Annotated in this window: 19 protein-coding genes and 1 pseudogene; 10 read left to right on the top strand and 10 right to left on the bottom strand. The window is 69.5% G+C overall.

The annotated features are described in order from the left end of the window. Positions 1 to 10: 10 nt before the first annotated feature. Complete coding sequence (locus tag A3G1_RS0117135; protein WP_018350706.1) at positions 11 to 1,237, bottom strand: hypothetical protein; 1,227 nt, start codon at positions 1,235 to 1,237, stop codon at positions 11 to 13. 137 nt (positions 1,238 to 1,374) lie between these two features. Between A3G1_RS0117135 and A3G1_RS0117130 the strand changes: the two genes are divergently transcribed. From A3G1_RS0117130 to A3G1_RS35320, 3 genes are all read left to right on the top strand, one after another. Next, positions 1,375 to 1,602: a helix-turn-helix domain-containing protein gene (locus tag A3G1_RS0117130; RefSeq protein WP_026212224.1), complete on the top strand. Its 228-nt coding sequence runs from the start codon at positions 1,375 to 1,377 to the stop codon at positions 1,600 to 1,602. A gap of 22 nt (positions 1,603 to 1,624) precedes the next feature. After that, positions 1,625 to 2,422, top strand: a complete 798-nt coding sequence (locus A3G1_RS0117125) for an enoyl-CoA hydratase/isomerase family protein (protein WP_018350704.1) — start codon at positions 1,625 to 1,627, stop codon at positions 2,420 to 2,422. Between the two features lie 98 nt (positions 2,423 to 2,520). Then, complete coding sequence (locus A3G1_RS35320) at positions 2,521 to 4,407, top strand: ABC transporter ATP-binding protein (RefSeq protein ID WP_018350703.1); 1,887 nt, start codon at positions 2,521 to 2,523, stop codon at positions 4,405 to 4,407. Positions 4,408 to 4,433: 26 nt separating this feature from the next. Here A3G1_RS35320 and A3G1_RS0117115 read toward each other — a convergent pair whose 3' ends face one another. Continuing rightward, positions 4,434 to 5,603, bottom strand: a complete 1,170-nt coding sequence (locus A3G1_RS0117115; RefSeq protein WP_245563513.1) for an FG-GAP repeat domain-containing protein — start codon at positions 5,601 to 5,603, stop codon at positions 4,434 to 4,436. Positions 5,604 to 5,735: 132 nt separating this feature from the next. Here A3G1_RS0117115 and aspT (A3G1_RS0117110) point away from each other — a divergent pair, with 132 nt between their 5' ends. Genes aspT (A3G1_RS0117110) through aspT (A3G1_RS0117100) form a run of 3 tightly spaced genes read left to right on the top strand, consistent with a single transcriptional unit; the run spans position 5,736 to position 10,756 of the window. Continuing rightward, entirely contained in the window at positions 5,736 to 7,430 is a 1,695-nt protein-coding gene (aspT, locus tag A3G1_RS0117110) for an aspartate-alanine antiporter (protein WP_018350701.1), read from the top strand. Between the two features lie 9 nt (positions 7,431 to 7,439). Continuing rightward, positions 7,440 to 9,083, top strand: a complete 1,644-nt coding sequence (locus A3G1_RS0117105) for a bifunctional aspartate transaminase/aspartate 4-decarboxylase (RefSeq protein ID WP_018350700.1) — start codon at positions 7,440 to 7,442, stop codon at positions 9,081 to 9,083. Next, positions 9,080 to 10,756 (top strand): aspartate-alanine antiporter, encoded by a 1,677-nt coding sequence (gene aspT / locus A3G1_RS0117100; protein WP_018350699.1) that lies wholly within the window; start codon positions 9,080 to 9,082, stop codon positions 10,754 to 10,756. The genes A3G1_RS0117105 and aspT (A3G1_RS0117100) overlap by 4 nt, the downstream gene beginning before the upstream one ends. Positions 10,757 to 10,835: 79 nt before the next feature. Here aspT (A3G1_RS0117100) and A3G1_RS39660 read toward each other — a convergent pair. Both A3G1_RS39660 and A3G1_RS0117095 read right to left on the bottom strand, forming a co-directional pair. Next, a pseudogene (locus tag A3G1_RS39660) lies at positions 10,836 to 10,991 on the bottom strand (SDR family NAD(P)-dependent oxidoreductase); the annotation flags it as partial. Between the two features lie 128 nt (positions 10,992 to 11,119). Continuing rightward, complete coding sequence (locus A3G1_RS0117095) at positions 11,120 to 11,683, bottom strand: TetR/AcrR family transcriptional regulator (protein ID WP_018350698.1); 564 nt, start codon at positions 11,681 to 11,683, stop codon at positions 11,120 to 11,122. 82 nt (positions 11,684 to 11,765) lie between these two features. Between A3G1_RS0117095 and A3G1_RS35315 the strand changes: the two genes are divergently transcribed. The 3 genes from A3G1_RS35315 to A3G1_RS0117080 all read left to right on the top strand — a co-directional run bounded on the left by A3G1_RS35315 (position 11,766) and on the right by A3G1_RS0117080 (position 14,269). Next, positions 11,766 to 12,383 carry an NUDIX hydrolase gene (locus A3G1_RS35315; protein WP_018350697.1) on the top strand — a complete coding sequence of 206 codons (618 nt, stop codon included), beginning with the start codon at positions 11,766 to 11,768 and terminating at the stop codon, positions 12,381 to 12,383. A gap of 43 nt (positions 12,384 to 12,426) precedes the next feature. Next, complete coding sequence (locus A3G1_RS0117085; RefSeq protein ID WP_026212222.1) at positions 12,427 to 13,071, top strand: HAD family hydrolase; 645 nt, start codon at positions 12,427 to 12,429, stop codon at positions 13,069 to 13,071. Between the two features lie 103 nt (positions 13,072 to 13,174). Next, positions 13,175 to 14,269: a hypothetical protein gene (locus tag A3G1_RS0117080; protein ID WP_018350695.1), complete on the top strand. Its 1,095-nt coding sequence runs from the start codon at positions 13,175 to 13,177 to the stop codon at positions 14,267 to 14,269. A 6-nt stretch (positions 14,270 to 14,275) separates the two neighbouring features. On the opposite strand, the gene A3G1_RS0117075 is transcribed toward A3G1_RS0117080, so the two are convergent. The 5 genes from A3G1_RS0117075 to acnA all read right to left on the bottom strand — a co-directional run bounded on the left by A3G1_RS0117075 (position 14,276) and on the right by acnA (position 21,554). Beyond that, on the bottom strand, positions 14,276 to 15,217 hold the full coding sequence (locus A3G1_RS0117075) for an acyl-ACP desaturase (RefSeq protein ID WP_018350694.1): 942 nt from the start codon (positions 15,215 to 15,217) through the stop codon (positions 14,276 to 14,278). A 64-nt stretch (positions 15,218 to 15,281) separates the two neighbouring features. Next, positions 15,282 to 16,016, bottom strand: a complete 735-nt coding sequence (locus tag A3G1_RS0117070) for a lysophospholipid acyltransferase family protein (RefSeq protein WP_018350693.1) — start codon at positions 16,014 to 16,016, stop codon at positions 15,282 to 15,284. Positions 16,017 to 16,039: 23 nt separating this feature from the next. Beyond that, entirely contained in the window at positions 16,040 to 17,467 is a 1,428-nt protein-coding gene (locus A3G1_RS0117065) for a GNAT family N-acetyltransferase (RefSeq protein ID WP_018350692.1), read from the bottom strand. 64 nt (positions 17,468 to 17,531) lie between these two features. Beyond that, positions 17,532 to 18,680: a hypothetical protein gene (locus tag A3G1_RS0117060; protein WP_018350691.1), complete on the bottom strand. Its 1,149-nt coding sequence runs from the start codon at positions 18,678 to 18,680 to the stop codon at positions 17,532 to 17,534. A gap of 102 nt (positions 18,681 to 18,782) precedes the next feature. Next, positions 18,783 to 21,554: an aconitate hydratase AcnA gene (acnA, locus tag A3G1_RS0117055; protein ID WP_018350690.1), complete on the bottom strand. Its 2,772-nt coding sequence runs from the start codon at positions 21,552 to 21,554 to the stop codon at positions 18,783 to 18,785. Between the two features lie 131 nt (positions 21,555 to 21,685). Here acnA and A3G1_RS0117050 point away from each other — a divergent pair, with 131 nt between their 5' ends. After that, on the top strand, positions 21,686 to 22,054 hold the full coding sequence (locus A3G1_RS0117050; protein WP_018350689.1) for a VOC family protein: 369 nt from the start codon (positions 21,686 to 21,688) through the stop codon (positions 22,052 to 22,054). On the opposite strand, the gene yczR is transcribed toward A3G1_RS0117050, so the two are convergent. Then, a complete protein-coding gene (yczR, locus tag A3G1_RS0117045; protein ID WP_018350688.1) occupies positions 22,055 to 23,488 on the bottom strand; it encodes a MocR-like transcription factor YczR in 1,434 nt (477 codons plus the stop codon). Between the last annotated feature and the right edge of the window lie 11 nt (positions 23,489 to 23,499).

Below are 23,499 nucleotides of genomic sequence, written 5' to 3'. Positions count from 1 at the left end.
CCCATTCGCATCACCAGGGTGTCGACAGCACCGCCTCGATCACGAGGGCGGTGACCGCGCCACCGGCCACGAGGAGGAGCGGCGAGCCGACCGGTTCGCCGCCCTGCTCCTCCGGTGCCGTGGCAGCGACCAGCAGCCAGGGGAAGAACGGCAGCCAGGCGTGCTCGACGCCGCCCCTGGCGAAGCCGGCCACCACCGAGAACACGATCGCCACCGCCGCTCCGACCAGGAACGGCCAGCCCGGCGTGTTCCGCAGCTTCCGCACGCTCGCGATCAGGGCCGGGCCCGCGGCCAGCAGCAGTGCGACCAGGCTGATCCCGGCCCACCACAGCGCCGAGCGGTGCGGCTCGACCCGCGCGGCGAAGTCGTCCCGCGCCGTCAGCAGTCCATCGAACCAGTTGAATCCGGCCAGGGTCGCCACGAGTACCGGGGCCAGCGCCCCCAGCCCCGTCGCCAGGTGCAGCATCGGCCGCCGCCGGGCGAAGTAGAGGCAGATGACGGAGAGCCCGAGCCACGGCACCGAGTACGAGAACAGGGCCGCGACGCCCAGCACCGCGCCGGCCGCCAGGGCGAGGCCGAACGCCCGCCAGCCCCGCCGGATGTGCTTGCTGCCGCGCTCGCCGAGCATGACGCCGGCCGCGCCGAGCAGGGCCACGATGCCGTCGAGGCTCACGGCCACCCACACCGCGTACGGGGCGAGGATGAGCACCGGCGCGAAGGCCCGCGCGGCACCGTCCCCGCAGGATCCCCGGACGGCGATCAATACGATCGGCACCGTGAGCACGCTGAGTGCCGTGAGTACTACCCCGATGGTGAGATTCTGCAGCCCGGCCTCGCGCAGCCAGCCGAGCAGGAGCTGCGGGCCGGGCGGGTGCCCGGCTCCGGCGGAATCGTCCGGTGTGGTCAGTGCCCGGGTCAGCCCGTCGGCTCCGTCCACGATGGCCAGTGCGAGCGCCCAGGCCAGCGCCGCGGCGTAACTGGCCGCCAGGACGTGTCCCCAGCGGGCTGTGGCCAGCAGGCCGCGCCACGCGACGGCCAGCACGGCGAGTGCCACGACGGGGGCCGCGAGGCTCGTCCAGCCGAGCTGGAACCGGTAAAAGCCCAGGAAGGGCGCGCTGGCCGTGCCGAGCTGGGCACCGGAGTGCACCGCCAGAGCGGTGAGCCCGAGGCCCAGGCAGGCCAGGGCAAGCCAGGCAGCGAGTTCACGTCGCTCGATCCGAACCAGTTCTCCCGTCACGGAGCAAGAGGCTATCGGGTACCCGACAGCTACGCGCGTGTTGGTTGGCTTCCGGGGCATATCTGGCGCATGATCTTTCCTAGCGATCTCATGGGTGAGATTGGTAACGGCTCTCAGCGAGACGTGAGGGATTGATGATGGTAGCCACCGGCACCAGCACGGCAACGGAGAAGGGGCGCCGGATCATCGGTGCCGAACGGCAGAACCTGGCGAAGGATCTCGTCGAGCGGTATGCCGCCGGCGAGAGCATCCGTTCGCTGGCCGCCTCGACCGGCCGGTCATACGGCTTCGTGCACCGGGTGCTGTCGGAGTCCGAGGTCCAGCTCCGGCAGCGCGGCGGAGCCCGTCGCCGTAAGAAGGCGTGACCTGTCTGGCCAGGGGGCGTCGGTGACCGTGCCGGCGCCTTCGCGCACGCCGGGGGAGACCGGCGTCCGCACCGAGATCAAGGACCAGGTCGCCACGGTGACGCTCTGCCGTCCCGAGGTGCTCAACGCGCAGACCCCGCTGCTGTGGGAGACGCTCCGCGAGTTCAGCCGCGAGCTGCCCGGCGATGTCCGGGTGGTCGTCGTGCGCGGGGAGGGCCGGTCGTTCTCCGCCGGGCTCGACGCCGCGGCGATGGCGGGTGAGCCACTGGCCGGCGGCATGCCGCTGACCGAGATGGCCGCGCTGCCCGAGGCGGAGATCGAGGAGCTGATCGCCGGGTACCAGGAGGCCTTCAGCTGGCTCCGCCGCCCGGATCTGCTCACCGTCGCGGCGGTGCAGGGCCACGCGATCGGGGCTGGCTTCCAGCTCGCGCTCGCCTGCGACCTGCGGGTGCTGGCCGACGACGCCAAGTTCACGATGGCCGAGCCCAGCCTCGGGCTGGTCCCGGACCTGGGCGGCACGCAGCCGCTCGCCGAGCTGGTCGGCTACTCCCGGGCGCTGGAGATCTGCGCCACGGGCCGCCGGGTCGGCGCGCTGGAGGCCGAGCGGATCGGGCTGGCCACGCTCGTCGTGCCCCGTGAGGAGCTGGACGAGGCGGTCGAGGATCTGGTCGCCGGCCTGCTCAGCACGAACAGGGACGCGGTCGTGGAGACCAAGGCCCTGCTGCTGGGGGCCGCGCACCGGTCGTACGAGGCTCAGCTGGCCGCGGAGCGCCAGGCTCAGGTCCGCAGGCTGCGCGATCTCGCCGGCCTGGGTGAATGAGACCGGTGAGGGAATAGGGTAAGGGTCGACAGGCGCTTTCACTCCTGACATGATCGCGCGGGGTTTCCCGGGGGGATCGGCTACGGAGCGGGGTGTGCATGGCGATGATGGGTGGCGGCGGCCTCGGCGGCGAGATGATGCGCGCGATGCGCCGCGAGGACGAGCTGGGCGACCGCAAGCTCGCCAAGGGTTCCTGGCGGCGGATCATGGCGTTCGCCAGGCCGTACCGCAGGGACATCACCTTCTTCCTGATCCTGGTGGTGTTCGACGCGATCGTCGGCGTGGCCACCCCGGTCTTCGCCGGCCGGGTCGTCGACGCGATCACCCGGCCGGGTGAGCACGCGGAGCGCGCCGTGGTCACGATCGCCTTGATCATCGCGGGCCTGATGCTGGCCAGCGCCGCCCTGTCGGTCGGACAGCGCTGGTTCTCCTCGCGGATCGGCGAGGGCATCATCCTGGACCTGCGTACCCAGGTCTTCGATCACGTCCAGCGCATGCCGCTGCAGTTCTTCACGCGTACCCGGACCGGGGCGCTCGTCTCCCGCCTCAACAACGACGTGACCGGCGCCCAGCGGGCCTTCACGTCCACACTGTCCGGTGTGGTGAGCAACGCGATCGCGCTCGTGCTCACGGTCGCCGTGATGCTGACGATGTCGTGGCAGGTGACGGCGCTGTCGCTCGTGCTGGTACCGCTGTTCATCATCCCGGCGCGCCGGGTCGGCCGGAAGCTGGCCGCGCTGACCCGCGAGTCGTACACGCTGAACGCCGACATGACGAGCACGATGACCGAGCGGTTCGGTGTCTCGGGCGCGCTGCTCGTGAAGCTGTTCGGGCAGCCGGAGTCGGAGGCGGAGCGGTTCGAGCAGCGGGCACACCGGGTACGCGACATCGGCGTCATCACCGCCATGTACGGCCGGGCCTTCTTCACCGCGATGCTGCTGGTGGCCGGGCTCGCGCAGGCGCTCACGTACGGGCTGGGCGGCTCGCTGGCCGTGTCCGGTGCGATCAGCGCCGGTACCGTCGTGTCGCTGGCCCTCCTGCTGACCCGGCTGTACGGCCCGCTGACCGCCCTGTCGAACGTCCGGGTGGACGTGATGAGCGCCCTGGTCAGCTTCGAGCGGGTCTTCGAGATCGTGGACCTCCCGCCGGGTATCCGGGAGAAGGAGGACCCGGTGCCGGTGCCGGAGGGGCCGGTGTCGGTGGAGTTCCGCGACGTCCAGTTCAAGTACCCGAGCGCGGCGGAGGTCTCCCTGGCCTCCCTGGAGGACGTGGCTGTCCTCGACAAGCGGGAGAACGAGCCGGTCCTGCGGGGCGTGTCGTTCACGGTCGAGCCGGGCCAGCTCGTGGCGCTGGTCGGCTCGTCGGGCGCTGGTAAGACCACGACGTCGATGCTCGTGCCCCGGGTGTACGACGTGACGAGCGGCGCGGTCCTCGTCAACGGCGTGGACGTGCGCGACACCTCCCTGGCCGCGCTCCAGGACACCATCGGCGTCGTCACCCAGGACTCGCACCTGTTCCACGAGACGATCGCCGAGAACCTGCGATACGCCAGGCCTGAGGCCACCGAGGACGAGATGTGGACGGCGCTGGACCGTGCCCAGGTCGGTGAGCTGGTCCGTAACCTGCCGGACGGGCTGGACACCCTGGTCGGCGAGCGGGGGTACCGGTTCTCCGGCGGCGAGAAGCAGCGGATCGCCATCGCCCGGCTGCTGCTGAAGGCTCCCGGGTTCGTGATCCTCGACGAGGCGACCGCGCACCTGGACTCCGAGTCGGAGGCCGCGGTGCAGCGGGCGCTGTCGGAGGCACTGGCCGGCCGGACGGCTCTGGTGATCGCGCACCGGCTGTCGACGGTGCGCGACGCCGACCAGATCATCGTGCTGGACGGCGGGCGGATCGTGGAGCGCGGCACGCACGAGCAGCTCGTCGGGGCCGGCGGCCTGTACTCCGACCTCTACCGCACCCAGTTCTCCGTCATCGACGCATAGGGGCCAGAGGTCAGGGGCCAGAGAGGTCAGATCCCGGTCTTGATGTACTTGCCCTGATCGGGAGTGGTCCACTGTGCCTGCGGACCGCTGTAGCCGCCGTCCGGCACCGGCTTGAGGGTGAACAGGGTGGCTTGGCCGTTGCCGTAGTTGTAGAACATGCCGATCTCGGCCCGCTGGTTTTTGGCCGTGTAGTTGCCGGCGGTGACGAACTGGGTTCCGCCACCCCACACTGGCCCGTCCCAGATCGCGACGGGAATCAGAAAGACCGACTCGTGCCGCATGACGAACGCGGTGACATGGCCATTGCCGTAGTCGTAGAAGAGAACCAAGTCGCTCGAGGAGGACCCCGTGACGTTGGCGACGCGCAGGAACGTGGTTCCGCTGCCCCAGCGCGGACCGTCCCAGATCTGACGCCAGCTGGTGGTGTTCGTCTGGGACCACGAGAGGGTCCACAGGGCGACGTGCCCGCCGCCATAGTCGTAGAGGAAAGCGAGACTGGTGCCGACGGGCTGGCCCACCATCGCCTTCGTGCCCGGACCCCAGTCCGGCAGCAGCTGGGGCTGGACATGCATGGCCCAGCCGGAGGACTGGGGGAGAAGCCGGAAGACGCCGATGCTGCGGCTGTCGTACTGGTAGAACAACACGATCTCCAGGTGACCGGTGATCCAGTTGATGGCCGAGCTGGCCATGAACCGGGTGCCGGTTCCCCAGTTCGGCGCTTCCCACTGGATCTGCGGCGAGCCGAACGTGTTGTCAGCGGGATTGAACGCCATCGTGTAGACGGCGGCATAGCCGTCCGGCTGCTCGTAGAAGAAGGCGAGCTCGGCCCTGCCGTCGCGGTCGTAGTCGCCGGCCGTCACGTGCTTGATCCGGTTGCTCCACTGCGTCCCGCCAATCCATGCCATCACGGGGCCGGTGAAGCCACCCTCCCCGCCGCGCAGAAGCCGGACGTCGGCTCCGTGCGTGATCTCCCAGATGGCGATGTCATGGTATCCATCGCCATCGAAGTCGGCCTTGAGCTGGCTGCTGTCTGGCTGGAACGCCGTCTGCGCAACCAGGCTCGCGGCGGCCGCAGCTTCCGGGGCCACCGTGTGTGGCGCGGGCCGGGCGGGCTGGGCCTGGGCCGAACTGCTGGCCGCAGGCGCCAGGTTCGCCGCGAGGAACACCGCCATCGCGGAGATCATGAGTCGTCTCATGGGGACACCATAGGAGAAATGGGTCACATGTGCTGTCCTGTGGGCTGAATCCCGATCCAGCTTCATCCGTTCTTCTCCCGATATAGCCTGATCATGTTCCGGCGGGAGCCGCGCGGGAGACGGGGGAAGGCCGTGGGCTGGCTCAAGCACGCACTCCAGCAGCATCCCGAGATCGCGATCTTCCTGGCCCTCGCCCTCGGGTTCTTCGCCGGGAAGCTGCGGTACAAGCGGCTCGTGCTCGGCTCGGTCACCGGGACGCTGCTCGCCGGGGTGCTGATCGGGGCGCTGGTGCCGATCCAGATCCCGGATCTGGTGAAGACTGTCGCGTTTGTCGGGTTCCTCTTCGCGCTCGGGTACAACGTCGGGCCGCAGTTCTTCGCCGGCCTGCGCGGGGACGGGGTCAAGCAGCTCGTCCTGGCCGTCATCTCCTGCGTGATCGGCCTGCTCGGGGCGTGGGGGGCCGCGGCGTTCCTGGGCTACGGGCCGGGCTGGGGCGCGGGCCTGCTGGCCGGCGGGCTGACGCAGTCCTCGGTGATCGGTGTGGCCGGTTCGGCGATCGAGGCGCTGCCGGGCATGACGGCCGCGCAGGCCAAGGCCTACGAGTCGCAGATCGCGGTCGGGTACGCCGTCTGTTATCTCTTCGGCACCGCGGCCGCCGCCTACTTCCTCTCCTCGATCGCCCCGCGCCTGGTCGGCACGAAGGACCTGGCGGCCGAGGCACACGAGATGGAACGCAGGCTCGGTGTCGCGACCGAGCCCGACGTCGCGCCGGCCTACTACTCGGTCGTGCGGCGCACGTACCAGATCGGCAATGGCGGCATCGACGGCCGGACAGCCGGGCAGGTCGAGGCGGAGGCACTCAGCGAGGGCCACCGGGTGATCCTGCACCGGATCCGCCGCGACGAGCGGGTGTCGCAGCTGAGCCCGGACACTGTCCTGCGCGCGGGTGACGTGGTGAGCGTGACGGCCCGCCGCCCGGACCTGGTGGCGCTGGGCGTGGCCGGCCGCTGGGGCGAGGAGGTCGACGACCACGAGCTGCTCGACTACTCGGTCGAGACGCTGCCGATCGTCATCACGCACAAGGACCTGGTTGGACGGCCGATCGGCGAGGCCTTCGCCGAGCTCGCGCCCCGGGTCTTCGTCAGCAGGCTGGTGCGCGGCGACGTGCCGATCCCGTGGAGCGACCAGACCACGCTGCACCGGGGCGACGAGATCACGATCCAGGGCGGCAAGGAGTTCGTGGAGGAGGCGGCCAGGCGGCTCGGCTATCCGAACCGGAGCGAGGACGCCACCGACTACTCCTACATCGGCCTCGGTATCGTCGCCGGCGCGCTGATCGGCATTCCCACGATCGCGATCGCCGGCGCGCACATCGGCCTGACGACCTCGGGCGGCGCGCTGCTGATGGGCCTGGTGTTCGGCTGGCTGCGGTCGAAGTCGCCGACCTTCGGCCGCTTCCCGCCCGCCGCCAACTGGCTGATGAGCCAGGGCGGGCTGTGCCTGTTCGTGGGCATCGTCGGGATCACCTCCGGCCCCAACTTCCTGTCCGGCGTGCGGCAGGAGGGCGTGAGCCTGGTCGCCGCCGGACTGTTCGTCACCCTCCTGCCCATGGTCATGTGTTTGTACCTGGGCCGCTACGTCTTCAAGTTCCCCACCCCGATCCTGCTGGGCGTCGTCGCGGGCGCGAACACGACGACGGCGTCGATCGGCGCGATCACGGACACGGCGAAGAGCCGCATCCCGGTGCTCGGGTACACGGTGCCCTACGCGATCGGCAACACACTGCTCACCATCTGGGGCTCGATCATCGTCGCCCTGCTCGCCTAGGAGGCAGTAATGACCACTGTGGACAAACCGGCGGTACCCCGCGTCTCCCGTGAGGAACAGAAGCGGCTGCTGTCGCTGTCGCCGTTCGAGATCAAGGACACGCTGATCGCGCTGGCCGACGAGCGGGCACAGGCCGGCGCGGCCCAGATGCTCAACGCCGGCCGTGGCAATCCCAACTGGATCGCCACGACGCCGCGTAACGCGTTCTGGCTGCTCGGCCGGTTCGGGATCGCGGAGTCCAAGCGCGCGTGGGACGAGTGGCCGGAGATCGGCGGCATGCCGGGCAAGGAGGGGATCGCCGCCCGCTTCCGGCTGTTCCTGGAGGAGCACCGGTCCGACCCCGGAGCCGACCTGCTCCGGCACTCCGTCGACTATGGAGTGAACAAGCTCGGCTTCGACGCCGACACCTGGGTACACGAGCTGGCCGACTCCGTCATCGGCGACAACTACCCGGTACCGGACCGGATGCTGCGCTGTATCGAGAAGGTCGTGCACGCGTACCTGGTGAAGGAGATGTGCGCCGGGCAGGACCAGAAGTTCGACGTCTTCGCGACCGAGGGCGGCACGGCGGCGATGTGCTACCTCTTCGACTCGCTGATCATCAACCGGCTGCTGCAGCCGGGCGACACGATCGCCATCATGGTCCCGATCTTCACGCCGTACCTGGAGATCCCGCACCTCGAACGCTACAAGTTCAACGTCGTCGAGCTGAACGCGACGAAGACCAACCAGGACGGCTTCCACACCTGGCAGTACCCGGAGGAGGAGCTCGCCAAGCTCGCCGACCCGTCCGTCAAGGCGCTGTTCTGCGTCAACCCGTCGAACCCGCCGTCGGTCATGCTCCCGGAGGCGGCCACGAGCCAGATCGCCGGCATCGTCGCGAAGCAGAACCCGGACCTCGTCATCATCACCGACGACGTGTACGGCACCTTCGTCAACGGCTTCCGCTCGCTGCTGTCGACGCTGCCCCGCAACACCCTCGGCGTCTACTCCTACTCGAAGTACTTCGGAGCCACCGGCTGGCGGCTCGGCGCGATCATGGTCAACGAGGACAACATCTTCGACGACATGCTCGCCAGGCTCCCGCAGCCGGACAAGGACGCCCTCAACGAGCGCTACTCCACCCTCACCCTCGAACCGGAGAAGATCCGCTTCATCGACCGGCTGGTCGCCGACTCGCGCCAGGTCGCGCTGAACCACACGGCGGGGCTGTCACTGCCGCAGCAGTGCCAGATGGCGCTGTTCTCGCTGTACGCGCTGCTGGACGAGCACGACGAGTACAAGCGGACCTGCCAGGCGATCATCCAGCGCCGCCTGCACGCCCTGTGCAAGGGCATGGGGGTGGAACTGCCGAAGGACGAGTACTCGGCGCACTACTACGTCGAGCTCGACCTGCTCTCCTGGGCCGAGCGCAACTGGGGCAAGGACTTCGCCACCTGGATGCGGGAGAACTTCGAACCCGTCGACCCGCTGTTCCGCCTGGCCCAGAAGGGCTCGATCGTCCTCATGAACGGCGGCGGCTTCGACGGCCCTGAGTGGTCGGTCCGCGTCTCACTCGCCAACCTGCGGATGGACGCATACGAGCAGATCGGCAAGTGGCTCGCCGAGATCGGCCAGGAGTACAGGGCCGAGTACGAGGCGCGGCCGCGATGAAGGAGTTCCTGAAGGACAACCCGGACCTGGTGCTGTTCGCCTGCCTGGCCCTCGGGTACGCGGTCGGCAAGATCCCGATCTGGAAGATCCGGCTCGGCGGCGTGTGCGGCACGCTGCTCGTCGCGCTCGTGATCGGCCAGTCGGGCGTCGTCCTCGACCCCGAGGTGAAGAGCCTGGCGTTCGCGCTGTTCATCTTCACGCTCGGCTACATCGGCGGCCCGCAGTTCTTCGCGAACCTGAACCGCAAGGGCCTGCGCTACGCCGTCTTCCCGGCCGTCGAGGTCGTCTCGGTACTCGCCGTGGCCCTCGCGGCCACCGCGATCCTCGACCTCGACCAGGGCACGGCAGCCGGGCTGCTGGCCGGCGGCGCGACGGAGTCGGCAGTGGTCGGCACGGCCACCGACGCGATCGGCAAGCTCGGCCTCGACCCGGCCACCACGCAGACCCTCCAGGCGAACGTTGCGACCGCCTACACCATCAGCTACGTCGTCGGCCTGATCACCATCGTCCTCCTCACCAGCCAGATCATCCCGGCCATCATGCGGGTCAACCTGCGCGACGAGGCGGACAAGCTCTGGCGCAAGCTCGGCGGTACCGGCGGCGACGGCGAAGCCCCGGCCCTCCCCGAGATGGTCGGCCGCCTCCACCGCGTGTCCTACGCCGACGGCGCGACGGTCAGCCACGTCGAGGAACGCCTCGGCACCGGGGCGGCCGTCGAACAGGTACGCCGGGGCGACGCTAACCTGCCCATCGCCCCGAATCTGCGCCTCGAAACCGGCGATGCCGTCCTGCTCGTCGGCCGCCGCTCAGCCGTCCTCACCGCCGACACCGTGATCGGGCCGGAGCAGGCTGGTGCCGACGGCATCGACCTCCAGCTCGACAGCCGGGACGTGGTGGTGGGGCGGGGCCAGTACAACAACAAGACCCTCGCCGAACTCCGCCGGGAGATTCCCTCCGGGGAGCACCACAAGGTCTTCCTCAGCTCGATCAGCAGGCAGGAGACCCCGCTGCCGGTCCGGGACGGCACCGTGATCCAGTCCGGGGACGTGCTCCGGCTGACCGGCCCGAAGAAGGACGTCGGCTCGCTGGCCGGCAAGCTCGGCTACCTGATCGACCCCTCGGTGAAGCTCGACTTCATCTACATCGGCGTCGGCATCATCCTGGGCATCCTGATCGGCAAGCTGACCCTGAGGCTGGGCGACGTGCCGCTGTCCCTCGGCACGGGCGGCGGCTGCCTGCTGTCCGGCCTGGTCCTCGGCTGGCTCCGCTCCAAGCACCCGACCTTCGGCGCCTACCACCCGGCGGCGGCGTCGGTCATCAAGGACTTCGGCCTGGCGGCGTTCATCGCGGCGGTCGGGCTGTCCTCCGGGCCGCAGGCGGTCAAGCTGGTCCAGCAGTACGGCATCAGCCTGCCGATCGCCGGCCTGTGCATGACGCTCATCCCGGCCTCGATCTCCTTCTTCATCGCCTGGAAGCTGATGAAGATGGAGGCACCACTGCTGCTCGGCTGCGTCGCGGGCCAGCAGTGCAGCACGCCGGCGATCACCGCGGTGCAGGGCGTGGCCGGCAACTCCACGCCACTGCTCAGCTACACCATCGTGTACGCGCTCTCCAACGTGATCCTGCCGCTGCTCGGCCCGATCATCGTCGCCCTGTCAGGACAGGTGGCATAGATCGTGGGACCCCTCATGCTGCTATAGCGACATGAGGGGTCCCACGATCACAGCCCGTGCAGCGGTACGGATGCCGGTCGCCGAGCAGCCGCACGGCATCGTCCACCCTGGACTCGCCCCGAGCCGACACCACCACCCGGGCACCGTCAGCGACGAGGGCCTCGGCCGTCGCGAACCCCAGCCCGCGAGAGCCACCCGTGACCACGTACACCCGATCCTTCAGGCCCAGATCCATGAAGTGAGCTTATGGGGGTCCCCGGAAGGGCTAACCGTGCGGGCTGGCCGCGGTTCGCTTTGTGTGGAGGCGCCCCGCGCCGGAGCGCAAAGGGAACCTGCTGAAGCGGACAGCCCGCCAAACCCCAGCTAGCTCCGTCTTACGGCCGCCTCGACCAGGTCGAGGACCGGGCCGAGGTCGTCGGCCGGGCGGCCCATCGCGAGGTGGAGGACGAGGCCGTCGTAGGCGAGTTCGAGGAAGCGCTGGAGGACGTCGACCGGCACGTCGGGCCGGATCACGCCGGCCTCGCGCTGCCGGTCGAGGCGGGAGCGGGTCGCGGCGGCGATCGCCTCGGACCGCTCGGCCCAGCGCTCGGCGAACTCGGGGTCGGTCCGCAGCCGCCGGGTCACTTCCAGCTGGGTGCCGAGCCAGCCTGCCGCGTCGGGGTTGCTCAGGAGCTCCCGCATGACCTGCACCAGGCCGTTGCGGGCGACCGTCTCGGCCATCTCGGCCGCGTCGTCGGCGGCCACCGCGAGGAACAGGGAGTCCTTGTCGCGGAAGTGGTGGAAGATGGCGCCCCGGGACAGCCCGGTCTCCTCTTCCAGCCGCCGGACGGTGGCGCCCTCGTAACCGTGCCGGGCGAAGCAGGCTCGCGCGCCGGCGAGGATCTCGTGCCGCCGCGCCGCGAGCTGGTCCTGGCTTACCCTGGGCACACAGTGATCGTGACAGACCGGAACGTGTATTACAAGCCGTACGTACGGCTTGGGAAAGCGATACCCGTGAGAGGCTGGTCTCATGATCGTTGATCCGAGTGTACGGGTGGCCCAGCTGGCGGACGAGCTGCGGGCGATCTCGGCGACCTCCCTCCATTTCTCCCGCGACCCGCACGACCGGGCCCGGTTCGAGCAGATCCGCACGATCGCCGCCGAGCTGCTCTCGGTCGTCGACCCGCGGACGGCGGCCGAGATCGAGGAGGTGTTCCGGGGCGACCTGGCCCCGCGTTCACCGCTCGTGGGCGCCGACGCGGCCATCTTCGACGCCGACGGCAGGCTGTTCCTCACCGACCGGGCCGACGGCCGGGGCTGGTGCATGCCGGGCGGGCTCGTGGAGGTCGGCGAGTCGCCGTCCGAGGCCGCCGCGCGGGAGGCGTGGGAGGAGTGCGGGCTGCGCGTCAGGGCCGTCGAACTCCTTGCGGTGTACGACAACCGTAAACTTCCGGTGGACGCCGCCTTCCACGTGCTGCACCACGTGCACCGGTGCGAGATCGTCTCCGGCGAGCCCCGATTGACCCATGAAGTACGTGGTTTCGGCTGGTTTTCACAGTCCGAATTGGACAGTCTGCAGTTCCAGGGCTCCCACGTCCGGATGGTGCCCGACATGTTTCTCGCCAGGGAGCAGGCGTACTTTCACTGACGGGGCCTGTTGCGCGGCCGGAAACTGGCGTAACGTGCCGCCCGTGCCGCTGCTACTCCTCGACCTGGACAACACTCTGGTCGATCGTACGGGTGCCTTCCGCCAGTGGGCGCGAGCCTTCCTGCCCGAGATCGGCGCGCCCGACTCCGACCTCGAGTGGCTGATGGATGCTGACGACGACGGCTTCGCCAACAAGATGGTGCTGGCGGAGAAGATCCGCGACCGGTACCTGCTGGACGCGTCGCTGGAGGACATCCTCGCCGAGATCCGGATCGGCGTGATCGAGCACCTGAGGCTCGATCCGCTGGTCGCGTGCGCGCTGGAGATCGCCGCCAAGGCCGACTGGCTGCCCGTGATCGTCACGAACGGCACCCAGCGCCAGCAGGAGGCGAAGATCCGGCGGTGCGGCCTCGACCGGTACGTGGCCGGCTGGATCATCTCCGAGGAGGCCGGCCTGCGCAAACCCGACCCGCGGATCTTCGCCGAGGCCGCGCGCCGGGCCGGCCGGCGGCTCGGCGGGTCGTGGATGGTCGGCGACAACCCGGCCGCCGACATCGGCGGCGCGACCAGCGCCGGCATCCCGAGCGTGTGGATCAGCCGTGGCCGGCGCTGGTCGGAGCCGCGTTTCGCCCCGACCTGCACCGCCGACAACTGCCTGTCAGCCGTCTACGAGGTCCTGGCCAGCTAGAGCCTGCCGAGCACGAGGTCCCGCTGCCGTCCGGCGTGGACCACCTGCCCGATGGACGCTTACTGGATAACCGCTGAACACCTGTGGCCGACACTGCGGAGCCATGAGACTTCGCTTATTCCTCACGCTCGTCCTGGCGGCAGCCGCCACGTTCCTGGTGCCGGCCGCTGCGCAGGCCGTACCGGGCGACAAGTGGGCAACCGTGTTCGTCGACAAGCCCTCCGTCACGACGTGGACGGTGGCCAGCACGGCCAAGCAGTGGGGAAGCTGGAAGAACAGCTACCCCTCGCTCTGGGCCGACACGATGAAGGTGAACACCGGCCGGGTGTTCGTCCGGCTGCCCAAGGTCCAGTCGTACCCGCTCCAGGGCGTCGCCCACGTGACGGCGGTCAGCGCCACCGGCAACTACTGCGAGGTGTTCCGGATCTTCCCGTCCGGCGGCAACCAGTACGTGGACGTGACGTGCTTCCGGCCGGGCGGGGCGCTGGCCGACACGCAGTTCTCTCTCCTGTGGACACTCGGCTCCGGCGTCCTCGCCGCAGGCCAGGGCAGCCAGGCCTACCTGGAGCGCGACATCTCCACCGTCGCCCAGACGTACAACTCGACCGGTGTAGCCAACACGCTGGCCACCGTCTCGACCGGCGTCTACCGGGCCACGTTCCCGGGGGTCGCCGCCGGTGGGCTCTCGGGCAACGTCCAGGTCTCCGCGTACCACCATCTCGGCGCACCCCGCCGCTGCAAGCTCGCCACCTGGGCGCTGACCGGCGCGGCCGACATCACTGCGGACATCGCGTGCTTCGACCAGAACGGCGCGCCGATCGCCGGCGAGTTCGTCGTGTCCTGCCACCGCGAACGCGCCAGCTACGGGCTGCGCGGCGGCGTACTGCCCCGGTCCTTCGGGTACCTGACGACCGGCGGCCCGTTCAACACCAACTACAACTACAAGGCCGGCGGCTGGGGCGTGAACACGGTCGCGGTCACGTCCCCGGGCCGCTACCTCGTCACGTACCCGCAGCTCGGCATGGGCGGCGAGACGAACGTGCAGGTCACGGCGACCGGGCCGGGCTCGGGCTACTGCTCGCTGGCCGCGCTGTGGATCCACTCGGGTACCACGGCCACCGCCGACGTGAAGTGTTTCGACAACGCCGGCGTGGCCACCGCGCAGGACTTCAGCGCGACCTTCGACGGTAAGTACTAGGAAGGGCTAGAGGGTCTTCCCCCGGCGGGCGGCGCGCTCCTGTGCCGCCGCCCGCTTCTCCTCGAAGCGGCTCGCGGCGGTGTCGAGGCCGGAGATGAACGTGGCCAGCTCCTCGCGGGCGGCCTCGCCCTCGCCGGTCAGGCCGCCGCGCTCCATGATCTTCAGGTTGCGCAGGACGGGCGCGACCACGTCGTCGTGGTGGATCCGCAGGTCGTAGATGCCGGCCATCGCGATCTGCACCGACTTGCGGCCGAAGTTCTCGATGCCGTGCCCCGGCATCTGGAACTCCTTCACCACGTCGGTGATCGCCCGCATCGTCGCGTCGGGCGCCAGCTCGAAGGCCGCCCCGAGCAGGTTGCGGTAGAAGACCATGTGCAGGTTCTCGTCGAGCGCGATCCGGGCCAGCAGCGCCTCGCACACCGGGTCGCCGGAGTGCCGGCCGGTGTTGCGGTGCGAGACCCGCGTCGCCAGCTCCTGGAACGACACGTACGCGATCGAGTGCAGCGCGTTGCCCGTGTGGTCGTTCTCGAAGCCGGCCGCCATGTGGTCCATCCGGGCCCGCTCAAGCGCGATCGGGTCGACAGCCCGGGTGACCAGCAGGTAGTCGCGGATGGCGTACCCGTGCCGGCCCTCCTCGGCCGTCCAGCGGTGCACCCAGTTACCCCAGGCGCCGTCCCGGCCGAACAGCACCGCGATCTCGTGGTGGTAGCTCGGCAGGTTGTCCTCGGTGAGCAGGTTGACGATCAGCGAGGTCCGCGAGACGTCCGAGAGCTTCGACTGGCCGACCTCCCAGGCGGTGCCGTCGAGCACGCCGTCGAAGTCCCGGCCCTCGCTCCACGGGATGTACTCGTGCGGGAACCATTCCTTGGCCACCGCCAGGTGCCGGTTGAGGTTGTCCTCGACAACGGATTCCAGCTCACGCAGGAGATGGGCCTGGGACATGGTCATGCTGACTCCGGGGGCTGCAGGTTAACCTACGGTACCGAAGGTTACGGCACCGTAGGTACCCACTCTAGTCCCCAGATTCAGATGTGACATGTGTCCCTTCCGGGAGTGGCGCGGAACCGCCCAAGTGAGCAGGAAGCCACCAAGCGTCATCAGGGCCGGCCGGCTTGTCCGGATACTCCTGCTGTGCCCGGTCGAGCAGGGCCTGCATCCGCCGCCGCAGCTCCACGGTGACCAGGTCGTGCTTGTCCCGCTTGCCGACCTCCATCGGCTCGCCGATCAGGATCGAGATGGGCACGTGCCGCTGGGTGAGCCGCCGCGGGCGCCCCTTCGTCCACAGCCGCTGCGTGCCCCACAACGCCATCGGGACCAGCGGCGCGCCGCCGGAGGCAGCCATCCGGCTCGCGCCGTTCTTGATCTCCTTCACGGTGAAGGACTGGCTGATCGTCGCCTCCGGGAAGAGGCCGACCACCTCACCCTTCCTCAAATACTCCAGAGCCATCTTGTACGAGGCGAGCCCGGCGTCCCGGTCGACCGGAATGTGCTTCATGCCCCGCATCAGCGGCCCGGCGATCGAGTTCTTGAAGATCTCGTCCTTCGCCATGAACCGGACCAGCCGCCTGGCCTGCCGGGCGCCGAGCCCGCAGAAGATGAAGTCGAGATAGCTGATGTGGTTACTGGCGATCACCGCCCCGCCCGTACTCGGGACGTGCTCGGCCCCTTCCACACGGATCCGCAGGTCGAGCAGCCGGAACATCGCCCTGGCGGCGAGGATCACTGGCGGGTAGACGAGTTCAGCCATGCCGCAACCGTAGCGGCCCGGGGTTACCGCCGGGCGGCCGAGGCTGGCCTGACAAACACCAGGCGGGTCCACTCGGAGTGCCCCGTCACCTCGAACTCACCCGTTTCACCAGCTAGCGGGGGAGCGCCGGAGTACTCGACGCTGGAGCGGAAGTCATCGAAGACCACCGAGTACTCGCGGTTGGAGGCGAAGACATCAGTGACGGTGCCGGTGACCACCGAGCCGGCCGGGTACTTCGCGGTGAGAGCCGCCCACTCTTCGCCGGACCAGCGCCCGGGCTTGCTGCGGGGGGAACGCATGCCCGCGTCCAGGGGATACAGCCGGATCTGGTGCCAGTCGTGCTGGAGAACCTCGAACCAGCCTGCCCTGCCCGCCTCCGGCCAGCTCTCCGCCTCCAGCGGGAGGTGGAGGACGTCGACGAACCCCTGGGGCCCCAGCCCGAGATCCACGAACAGCCCCGTCCGCCCGGCGGGCCACGGGGTCTCCGCGATCGTGCCCCGGACCCGGCTGCCCGTCGGGTACCTGCGGCGTCCGGCCGTCAGCTGGTCGGCGTCGCGCACCATCGCCTGGAAGTTGTACGCCATCGACGTCATGGTGAAGCCGAGCCGCTCGTTGATCGCGCGCATGTGCTTGTTGCTCGCGGCGTTGGTGGTCCGGACCGTGCGGACGGCGGGACGCTCGGCGATCAGCCAGGCCAGCATCGCGGTCTTCAGGCACAGCCCGAGCCCGTGGCCCCGGTGCGCGGACGTGACCACAGTGTCCTGCTGCAAGGCCTGCTCCGGGTCGCTGGCGTAGATCTCCAGCTCGGTGATGCCCGCGACGTCGCCGGTGGCCTCGTGTACCGCCGCGACGACCCGGTGCTCGCAGTCCCGCGCGGCGAAGCTGTCAGCCAGGGTGCGGATCTTCTCTGCTGTCCATACCGGGAACTCGATCGACTGCCCGTCCAGCGGGGCGTCGGCGATCGCGTACTTCGCCTGGATGTACGAAGCGATCAGGTCCTCGGGGGCGTGGCCGCTCCACGACACGAGCCGGTAGCCGTCCGGAACGGGGACACTGTCCACACCCGACACGTCGAGCTGGAGCTGGAGAGTGGTCTGTACCAGGGAAAGCCCACGCCGTCCGGCCCAGCCGGCCCCGTCGGTGACACCCTCGAAGTAGATGGTCGTGCGGCCCTCGGCCGCCAGTGCTTCGAGTACCTCGCGGAGCAGGCCCGTGCCGGCGCCGTGATCCCGGTGCTCCGGCTGGACCTCGATGCTGGTGAAGCCGACATGCCGGTTCTGCTCGTCCTGGAGCGTGACGCGGGCGAAGCCCGTGACCACGTCGTCCTGCCACGCCGCCCAGTACCTCAGCCGGCGTCCCGCTCGCGGCACCAGCACCGGCCCGGCGACGGCCTCGAAGGCCAGCTTCCCGGCCTCGGTACACGAGGAGGGGTCGAACGGCAGAATGCGCACGCCTCGATCCTGCCGTACACCCTCAACTGGTTTTGCTCCGGCCGCTCCCGGTGTGGCTTCTCGTTCAGTGAAGAAGACCCCTGATCTGCCCGATGGTGATGATGACGGCTACCAGGCCAGCCAGAGCGCCCATGTAGTTCATGGTCCGGTCGGCGACGATCCACCGAAGTTCTGAACGAGGGTTGGCTGCCTCGGTGCTCAACGCGGACAGGTCGCCAGTGAGCAGCATGTCCATGGCCTGGCGGACCATGGATTCGAGAGCGGGGCCACGATGCAGGCCCGCTTGGTTGATCTTCCAGGCGACAGTGTGCACGCGGCCGAACGCGTCGGGGCGGCCCACTGCCGGGAGCCTGCGAACGCACCGGCGTGCCTGGCGGTGCCAATGTTCGATGAACAGGTTCAACGGATCACCCGAATGCCGGGGAGTCAGCCGGTACATCATGTAGTGTTCGCGCCGTGGCAAGCCCTCACTGTGTGCGGGACTGTCGCGCAGGGCGGACCGGAACAGCCTGTACTTCAGGGACGGACCCTCACGCCTGGCGAGACCTCCAGGCTGGACCAGCAGGGCGCACGCTGATTCGAGGGCGGCCGGCAGCGAAGCGTTCCACAGAAGTACACCCTGGACGACGATCAGCATCAGCGTTGTCACTACGGTCCCCGACACAAGGCCGTACAGGGGAGTGGTGTCAGGTGCGGACCGCATGACCGCAGGCCCTTCAACGTAGACCAGACCCAGCACGGCGATGACGTATGTGAGGTTGAGTGAGGCCACGGTGAGACTCAGCCACGCACGTCGGCTACCGAGCACGCGTTCGGCTCGCGGCCCGGGATCGAGGCCGAGAAGTGCGAGGTCGGCTCGGATGTTGCCGCCCAGTTCTCGGCGGATCGCCGATATCGAAGCCGCAGTCAGCGTGGTGAGCCCAGCAGCGGAGAGCATCAGCAGTATGAGGCTTTGCCACGCGTCTGAGGTCTCCAGATAAACCGTGCCCGCTGCTATGAGCGGCAGATACATCCCGCCGAACCAGGCGGCGACGACTCCCAGCCGGCCGGTGACCCCAGCCAGGGGCCCGGAGTTCTGCCATGGCAGCAACCCGACGCCAAAGCGGCGGTTCACCGCGGCGCGCACCAGAAAGAGCCAGGGAATGACGAGATAGAGACCCAACAGCATCCCCAGAAATGCCCGCCACGCGACGCGCAGAACTTCGGCAGTCATCACTTTCCCCCAGTATGGAAAGTGATGATTTCATCATGCTCCGTGGCCCACGTGTAAGGCCCTTCCACCAACCGATGGAAGGGCCATACACGCGTACCTGTGCTAGCGGGCGCCGATCATGCCCCGCAGCACGTAGTGGAGGATGCCGCCGTTGCGGTAGTAGTCGGCTTCGCCCGGGGTGTCGATGCGGAGGACCGCGTCGAACTCGACGTCGCCGGCCTTCACGTGCACGGTGGCCGGGGTGCGGCCATCGTTCAGCTCGGTCACGCCGGTGATCTCGAAGGTCTCGGCGCCGGTGAGGCCCAGCGTCTCCGCGGTCTGGCCCGCCGGGTACTGGAGCGGGAGGACGCCCATGCCGATCAGGTTCGAGCGGTGGATGCGCTCGTAGGACTCGGCGATGACGGCCTTGACGCCCAGCAGCGCCGTGCCCTTGGCCGCCCAGTCACGGGACGAGCCGGAGCCGTACTCCTTGCCGGCCAGGATCACCAGCGGCACGCCGGCCGCCTGGTACGCCTGGGAGGCGTCGTAGATGCTCTCGACGGCACCGGTCAGGTAGTTGGTCGTGAAGCCACCCTCGGTACCCGGAGCGGTCTGGTTGCGCAGGCGGATGTTCGCGAAGGTGCCGCGGATCATCACCTCGTGGTTGCCACGGCGCGAGCCGTACGAGTTGAAGTCCCTGCGCTCCACGCCGTGCTCGGCGAGGTACTTGCCGGCCGGCGAGTCGGCCTTGATCGCACCGGCCGGGGAGATGTGGTCGGTGGTGACCGAGTCGCCCAGCTTGGCGAGCACCCGGGCGCCCGCGAAGTTGGTGACCGGGGCCGGCTCCATCGTCATGCCCTCGAAGTACGGGGGCTTGCGGACGTAGGTCGACTCGCCGTCCCAGGCGAAGGTGTCGCCGGTCGGGGTCGGCAGGCTCTGCCACTTGGCGTCGCCGGCGAACACGTCGGCGTAGCTGTTGCCGAACTGCGCCGGGTCGATCGCCGCCGCCACGACCTCGTCGATCTCGGCGGAGGTCGGCCAGATGTCGCGCAGGTACACCGGGTTGCCCTCGGTGTCCGTGCCCAGCGAGTCGTTCAGCAGGTCGATGTCCATCGTGCCGGCCAGGGCGTACGCGACGACCAGCGGCGGGGACGCCAGGTAGTTCATCTTGACGTCCGGGTTGATCCGGCCCTCGAAGTTCCGGTTGCCGGACAGGACGCTCACGACCGACAGGTCGTTCTCGCTGACCGCGGCGCTGATCTCCTCCGGCAGCGGGCCGGAGTTGCCGATGCAGGTGGTGCAGCCGTAGCCGACCAGGTTGAAGCCGATCTTGTCCAGGTACGGGGTGAGGCCGGCCCGGTCGTAGTAGTCCATGACGACCTTGGAACCCGGAGCCAGGGTGGTCTTCACCCACGGACGCCGGTTGAGGCCCTTCTCGACGGCCTTCTTCGCGACCAGGGCCGCACCGATCATGACGTGCGGGTTCGAGGTGTTGGTGCAGCTCGTGATGGCCGCGATCACCACGTGGCCGTGGTCGAGCTCGTAGCCGTCGACCGCGACCTTCTTCACCGCGCGGCCCTTGAGCGCCTTGAACGGCACGTGCGGCGCGCCGTTGCTCTCGTGGATGGCGGGGGAGTCGGAGGCCGGGAAGGACTCGGCGACCGCCTCGTCCAGGGCCGACTCGACGCCGTCGGTGCCGACGTACGCGGTCAGCGCGTCCCGGAAACCGGCCTGCGCGTCCTTCAGCGGAACGCGGTCCTGCGGGCGCTTCGGGCCGGCCAGGCTCGGCTCGATCGTCGACAGGTCCAGCTCCAGGCGCTCCGAGTAGTCGGGCTCGGCCGCCGGGTCGTGCCAGAGGCCCTGGGCCTTGGCGTACGCCTCGACCAGCGCGGTCTCCTCGGCGGAGCGGCCGGTCAGCGTCAGGTACTTGATGGTCTCGCCGTCGATCGGGAAGATCGCGACGGTCGAGCCGTACTCCGGCGACATGTTGCCGATCGTGGCCCGGTTGGCCAGCGGGACGGCGCCGACGCCGGTGCCGTAGAACTCGACGAACTTGCCGACGACGCCGTGCTTGCGCAGCATCTCGGTGATCGTGAGCACCAGGTCGGTGGCCGTGACGCCCTCGGGCAGCTCGCCGGACAGCTTGAAGCCGACGACCCGCGGGATGAGCATCGACACCGGCTGGCCGAGCATGGCGGCCTCGGCCTCGATGCCGCCGACGCCCCAGCCCAGCACGCCCAGGCCGTTGACCATGGTGGTGTGCGAGTCGGTACCGACGCAGGAGTCGGGGTATGCCACGCCGTTACGGACCATGACGGTGCGGGCCAGGTGCTCGATGTTCACCTGGTGCACGATGCCGGTGCCGGGCGGGACGACCTTGAACTCGTTGAAAGCTGTCTGGCCCCAGCGCAGGAACTGGTAGCGCTCCCGGTTCCGCTCGTACTCCAGCTCGACGTTCTTCTCGAACGCGTCGGCCCGGCCGAACAGGTCGGCGATCACCGAGTGGTCGATGACCAGCTCGGCGGGGGCGAGCGGGTTGACCTTCGACGGGTCGCCACCGAGGTCGCGGACGGCCTCGCGCATGGTCGCCAGGTCGACGACGCACGGCACGCCGGTGAAGTCCTGCATCAGGACCCGGGCCGGGGTGAACTGGATCTCGACGCTGGGGTCGGAGTCCTGGTCCCACGCACCGAGCGCGCGGATGTGGTCGGCGGTGATGTTCGCGCCGTCCTCGGTGCGGAGCAGGTTCTCCAGCAGGATCTTCAGGCTGTACGGGAGCCGGTCATGCCCCTCGACCTTGTCGATCCGGTAGATGTCATAAGCCGCTTCTCCGACTTCAAGCCGGCTCTTCGCACCGAAGGTGTCGAGGCTCGCCACGTCGTACTCCTCAGTCATGGGATCTTCGTGCAGTCTCCCGCACCAGGCAGGCCCGCACTGGCTTAGGCATACCTAACCGTTCACTGTCTCGTCATTGAAAACCGTACGTCCGTCTTGCTATTCGCGCAAGTCCGGTTCAGGATGGGCGCATGACTCTCCATCACGTACAGATTGCCTGCCCCGCCGGATCGGAGGAGGCGCTTCGGGAGTACTTCGGCGGCCTGCTCGGCATGGTCGAGATTCCCAAGCCCCCGGCGCTGGCCGCTCGGGGCGGCGCGTGGTTCGCCTTCCCGGCCGACCCGGGCAACGCCGTCCTCCACATCGGCGTCGAGGCGGACTTCCGCCCGGCCCGCAAGGCACACCCGGCCTTCACCTGGTCAGACCTCGACGGGCTCGCGGGGCGCCTGGCCGGGGCGGGCTACGAGGTGGTCTGGGCGGACGCCAGCGAGACGGGCAACCGCCGGTTCCACTCGTTCGACTGCCACGGCAACCGGATCGAGTTCGTCGCGGCTTCCTGATCAGGCCACGATGTCGAGCGGGGCGCGGCCGGGGCCAGCGATGCCCCGTTCGACATCTGCCCTGGACAGCGCCAGCCGCCGGACGACCTCCTGGAGGGACTCCTCCGGCAGCGTGAACGGCACCCGGATGAAGCGCTCCATCAGCCCGTCCAGCCCGAAGCGCGGGCCGGCCGCGACCCGGACCCGGTAGGCCTCGGCCGCACGGGCCAGCGCGGTGCTGACCGGCGCGTCGAGCTCGACCCAGAGCGACATGCCGCCGGCCGGCACCGGGAACCGCCAGTCGGGGAAGGTCTCCCGCAGCGCCCCCACCAGGGCGTCCCGCCGGCTGCGCAGGATCGCGCGCCGGGCGGGCAGCAGGTCGCGTTCGAGCAGGTGGACGGCCGTCAGCTGCTCCAGGACCGGTGAGCCCATGTCGAGCCCGGTGCGCAGGGCCGCGAGGCGCTGGATCACCGGACCTGCGGCCCGGATCCAGCCGACCCGCAGGCCGCCCCAGTGGGACTTGCTCAGCCCGCCGATCGTCAGCACCCGGGCGTGCCGGTCGAAGGCCGCGAGAGGCGGTGGCATGACCTGGTCCTCGATCGGCAGCTCGGCGAACGTCTCGTCCACGATCAGGTCGGTGCCGGCCTGGTGCGCCGCGACGGCGAGCTGCTCGCGCAGGTCAGCGGGCATCAGGTGCCCGGTCGGGTTGTGGAAGTCGGGGATCAGGTAGCCGATGCGTGGCCGCCCCTGGCGCAGCGCCGAGCCGATCGCCTCCGGATCCCAGCCGGTGGGGGTCAGGCCGTAGGCGGCGACCCTCGCCCGGTTCGCGGTGAGCGCCACCAGGGCGTTCGCGTAGGTCGGGGCCTCGACCAGCGCCTGCTCACCCGGCGAGAGCAGCAGCCTGAGGCACAGATCGAAGGCCTGCTGCGCGCCGCCACAGATCAGGATCTGGCCCGGGGTGGTGGGCAGACCCCTTTCCGTGTACCGGGCGGCGAGCGCCCCCCGCAACGCCTCCAGCCCGATCGGCGTGTACCCGGACCGCCCGGCGTGGGCAGGCAGCTCCTCCACGGCCTCCCGGGCGGCCTCCAGCAGCTCCACCGGGGCCGGCATCGCCGCGCACCCCAGGTCGAGCACGTCGGAGGTGTCGTCGGGCGTCCACAGCCCGCTGGTCGCCACCTGGTGCCCCTCGGGGAGCGCCGTCCAGCTTCCGGCCCCGCGCCGCGACACCAGGAACCCGCTGTCGCGCAGCCTCCCGTACGCGGCCGTCACGGTCGTCCGGCTCGCACCGAGGGCCAATGCGGCCTCCCGCTCGGCGGGCAGCCGGATACCGGGCTGGAGCCTGCCGTCCACGATCAGCCGGTGCACGGCGGAGGCCAGAGCCAGGTAGTCAGCCTGGTTGTCCCGCCACGTACCGAGCAGGCGGGCGAGCTGTGCGGCGCCGATCAGCCTGGTCAAGGGGCCACTCT

This window comes from Longispora albida DSM 44784 (genome assembly GCF_000379825.1).
Taxonomy (GTDB): domain Bacteria; phylum Actinomycetota; class Actinomycetes; order Mycobacteriales; family Micromonosporaceae; genus Longispora; species Longispora albida.
The sequence above is the reverse complement of the archived record's forward strand: the minus strand, read 5'-3'. Positions and strand labels throughout refer to the sequence as shown.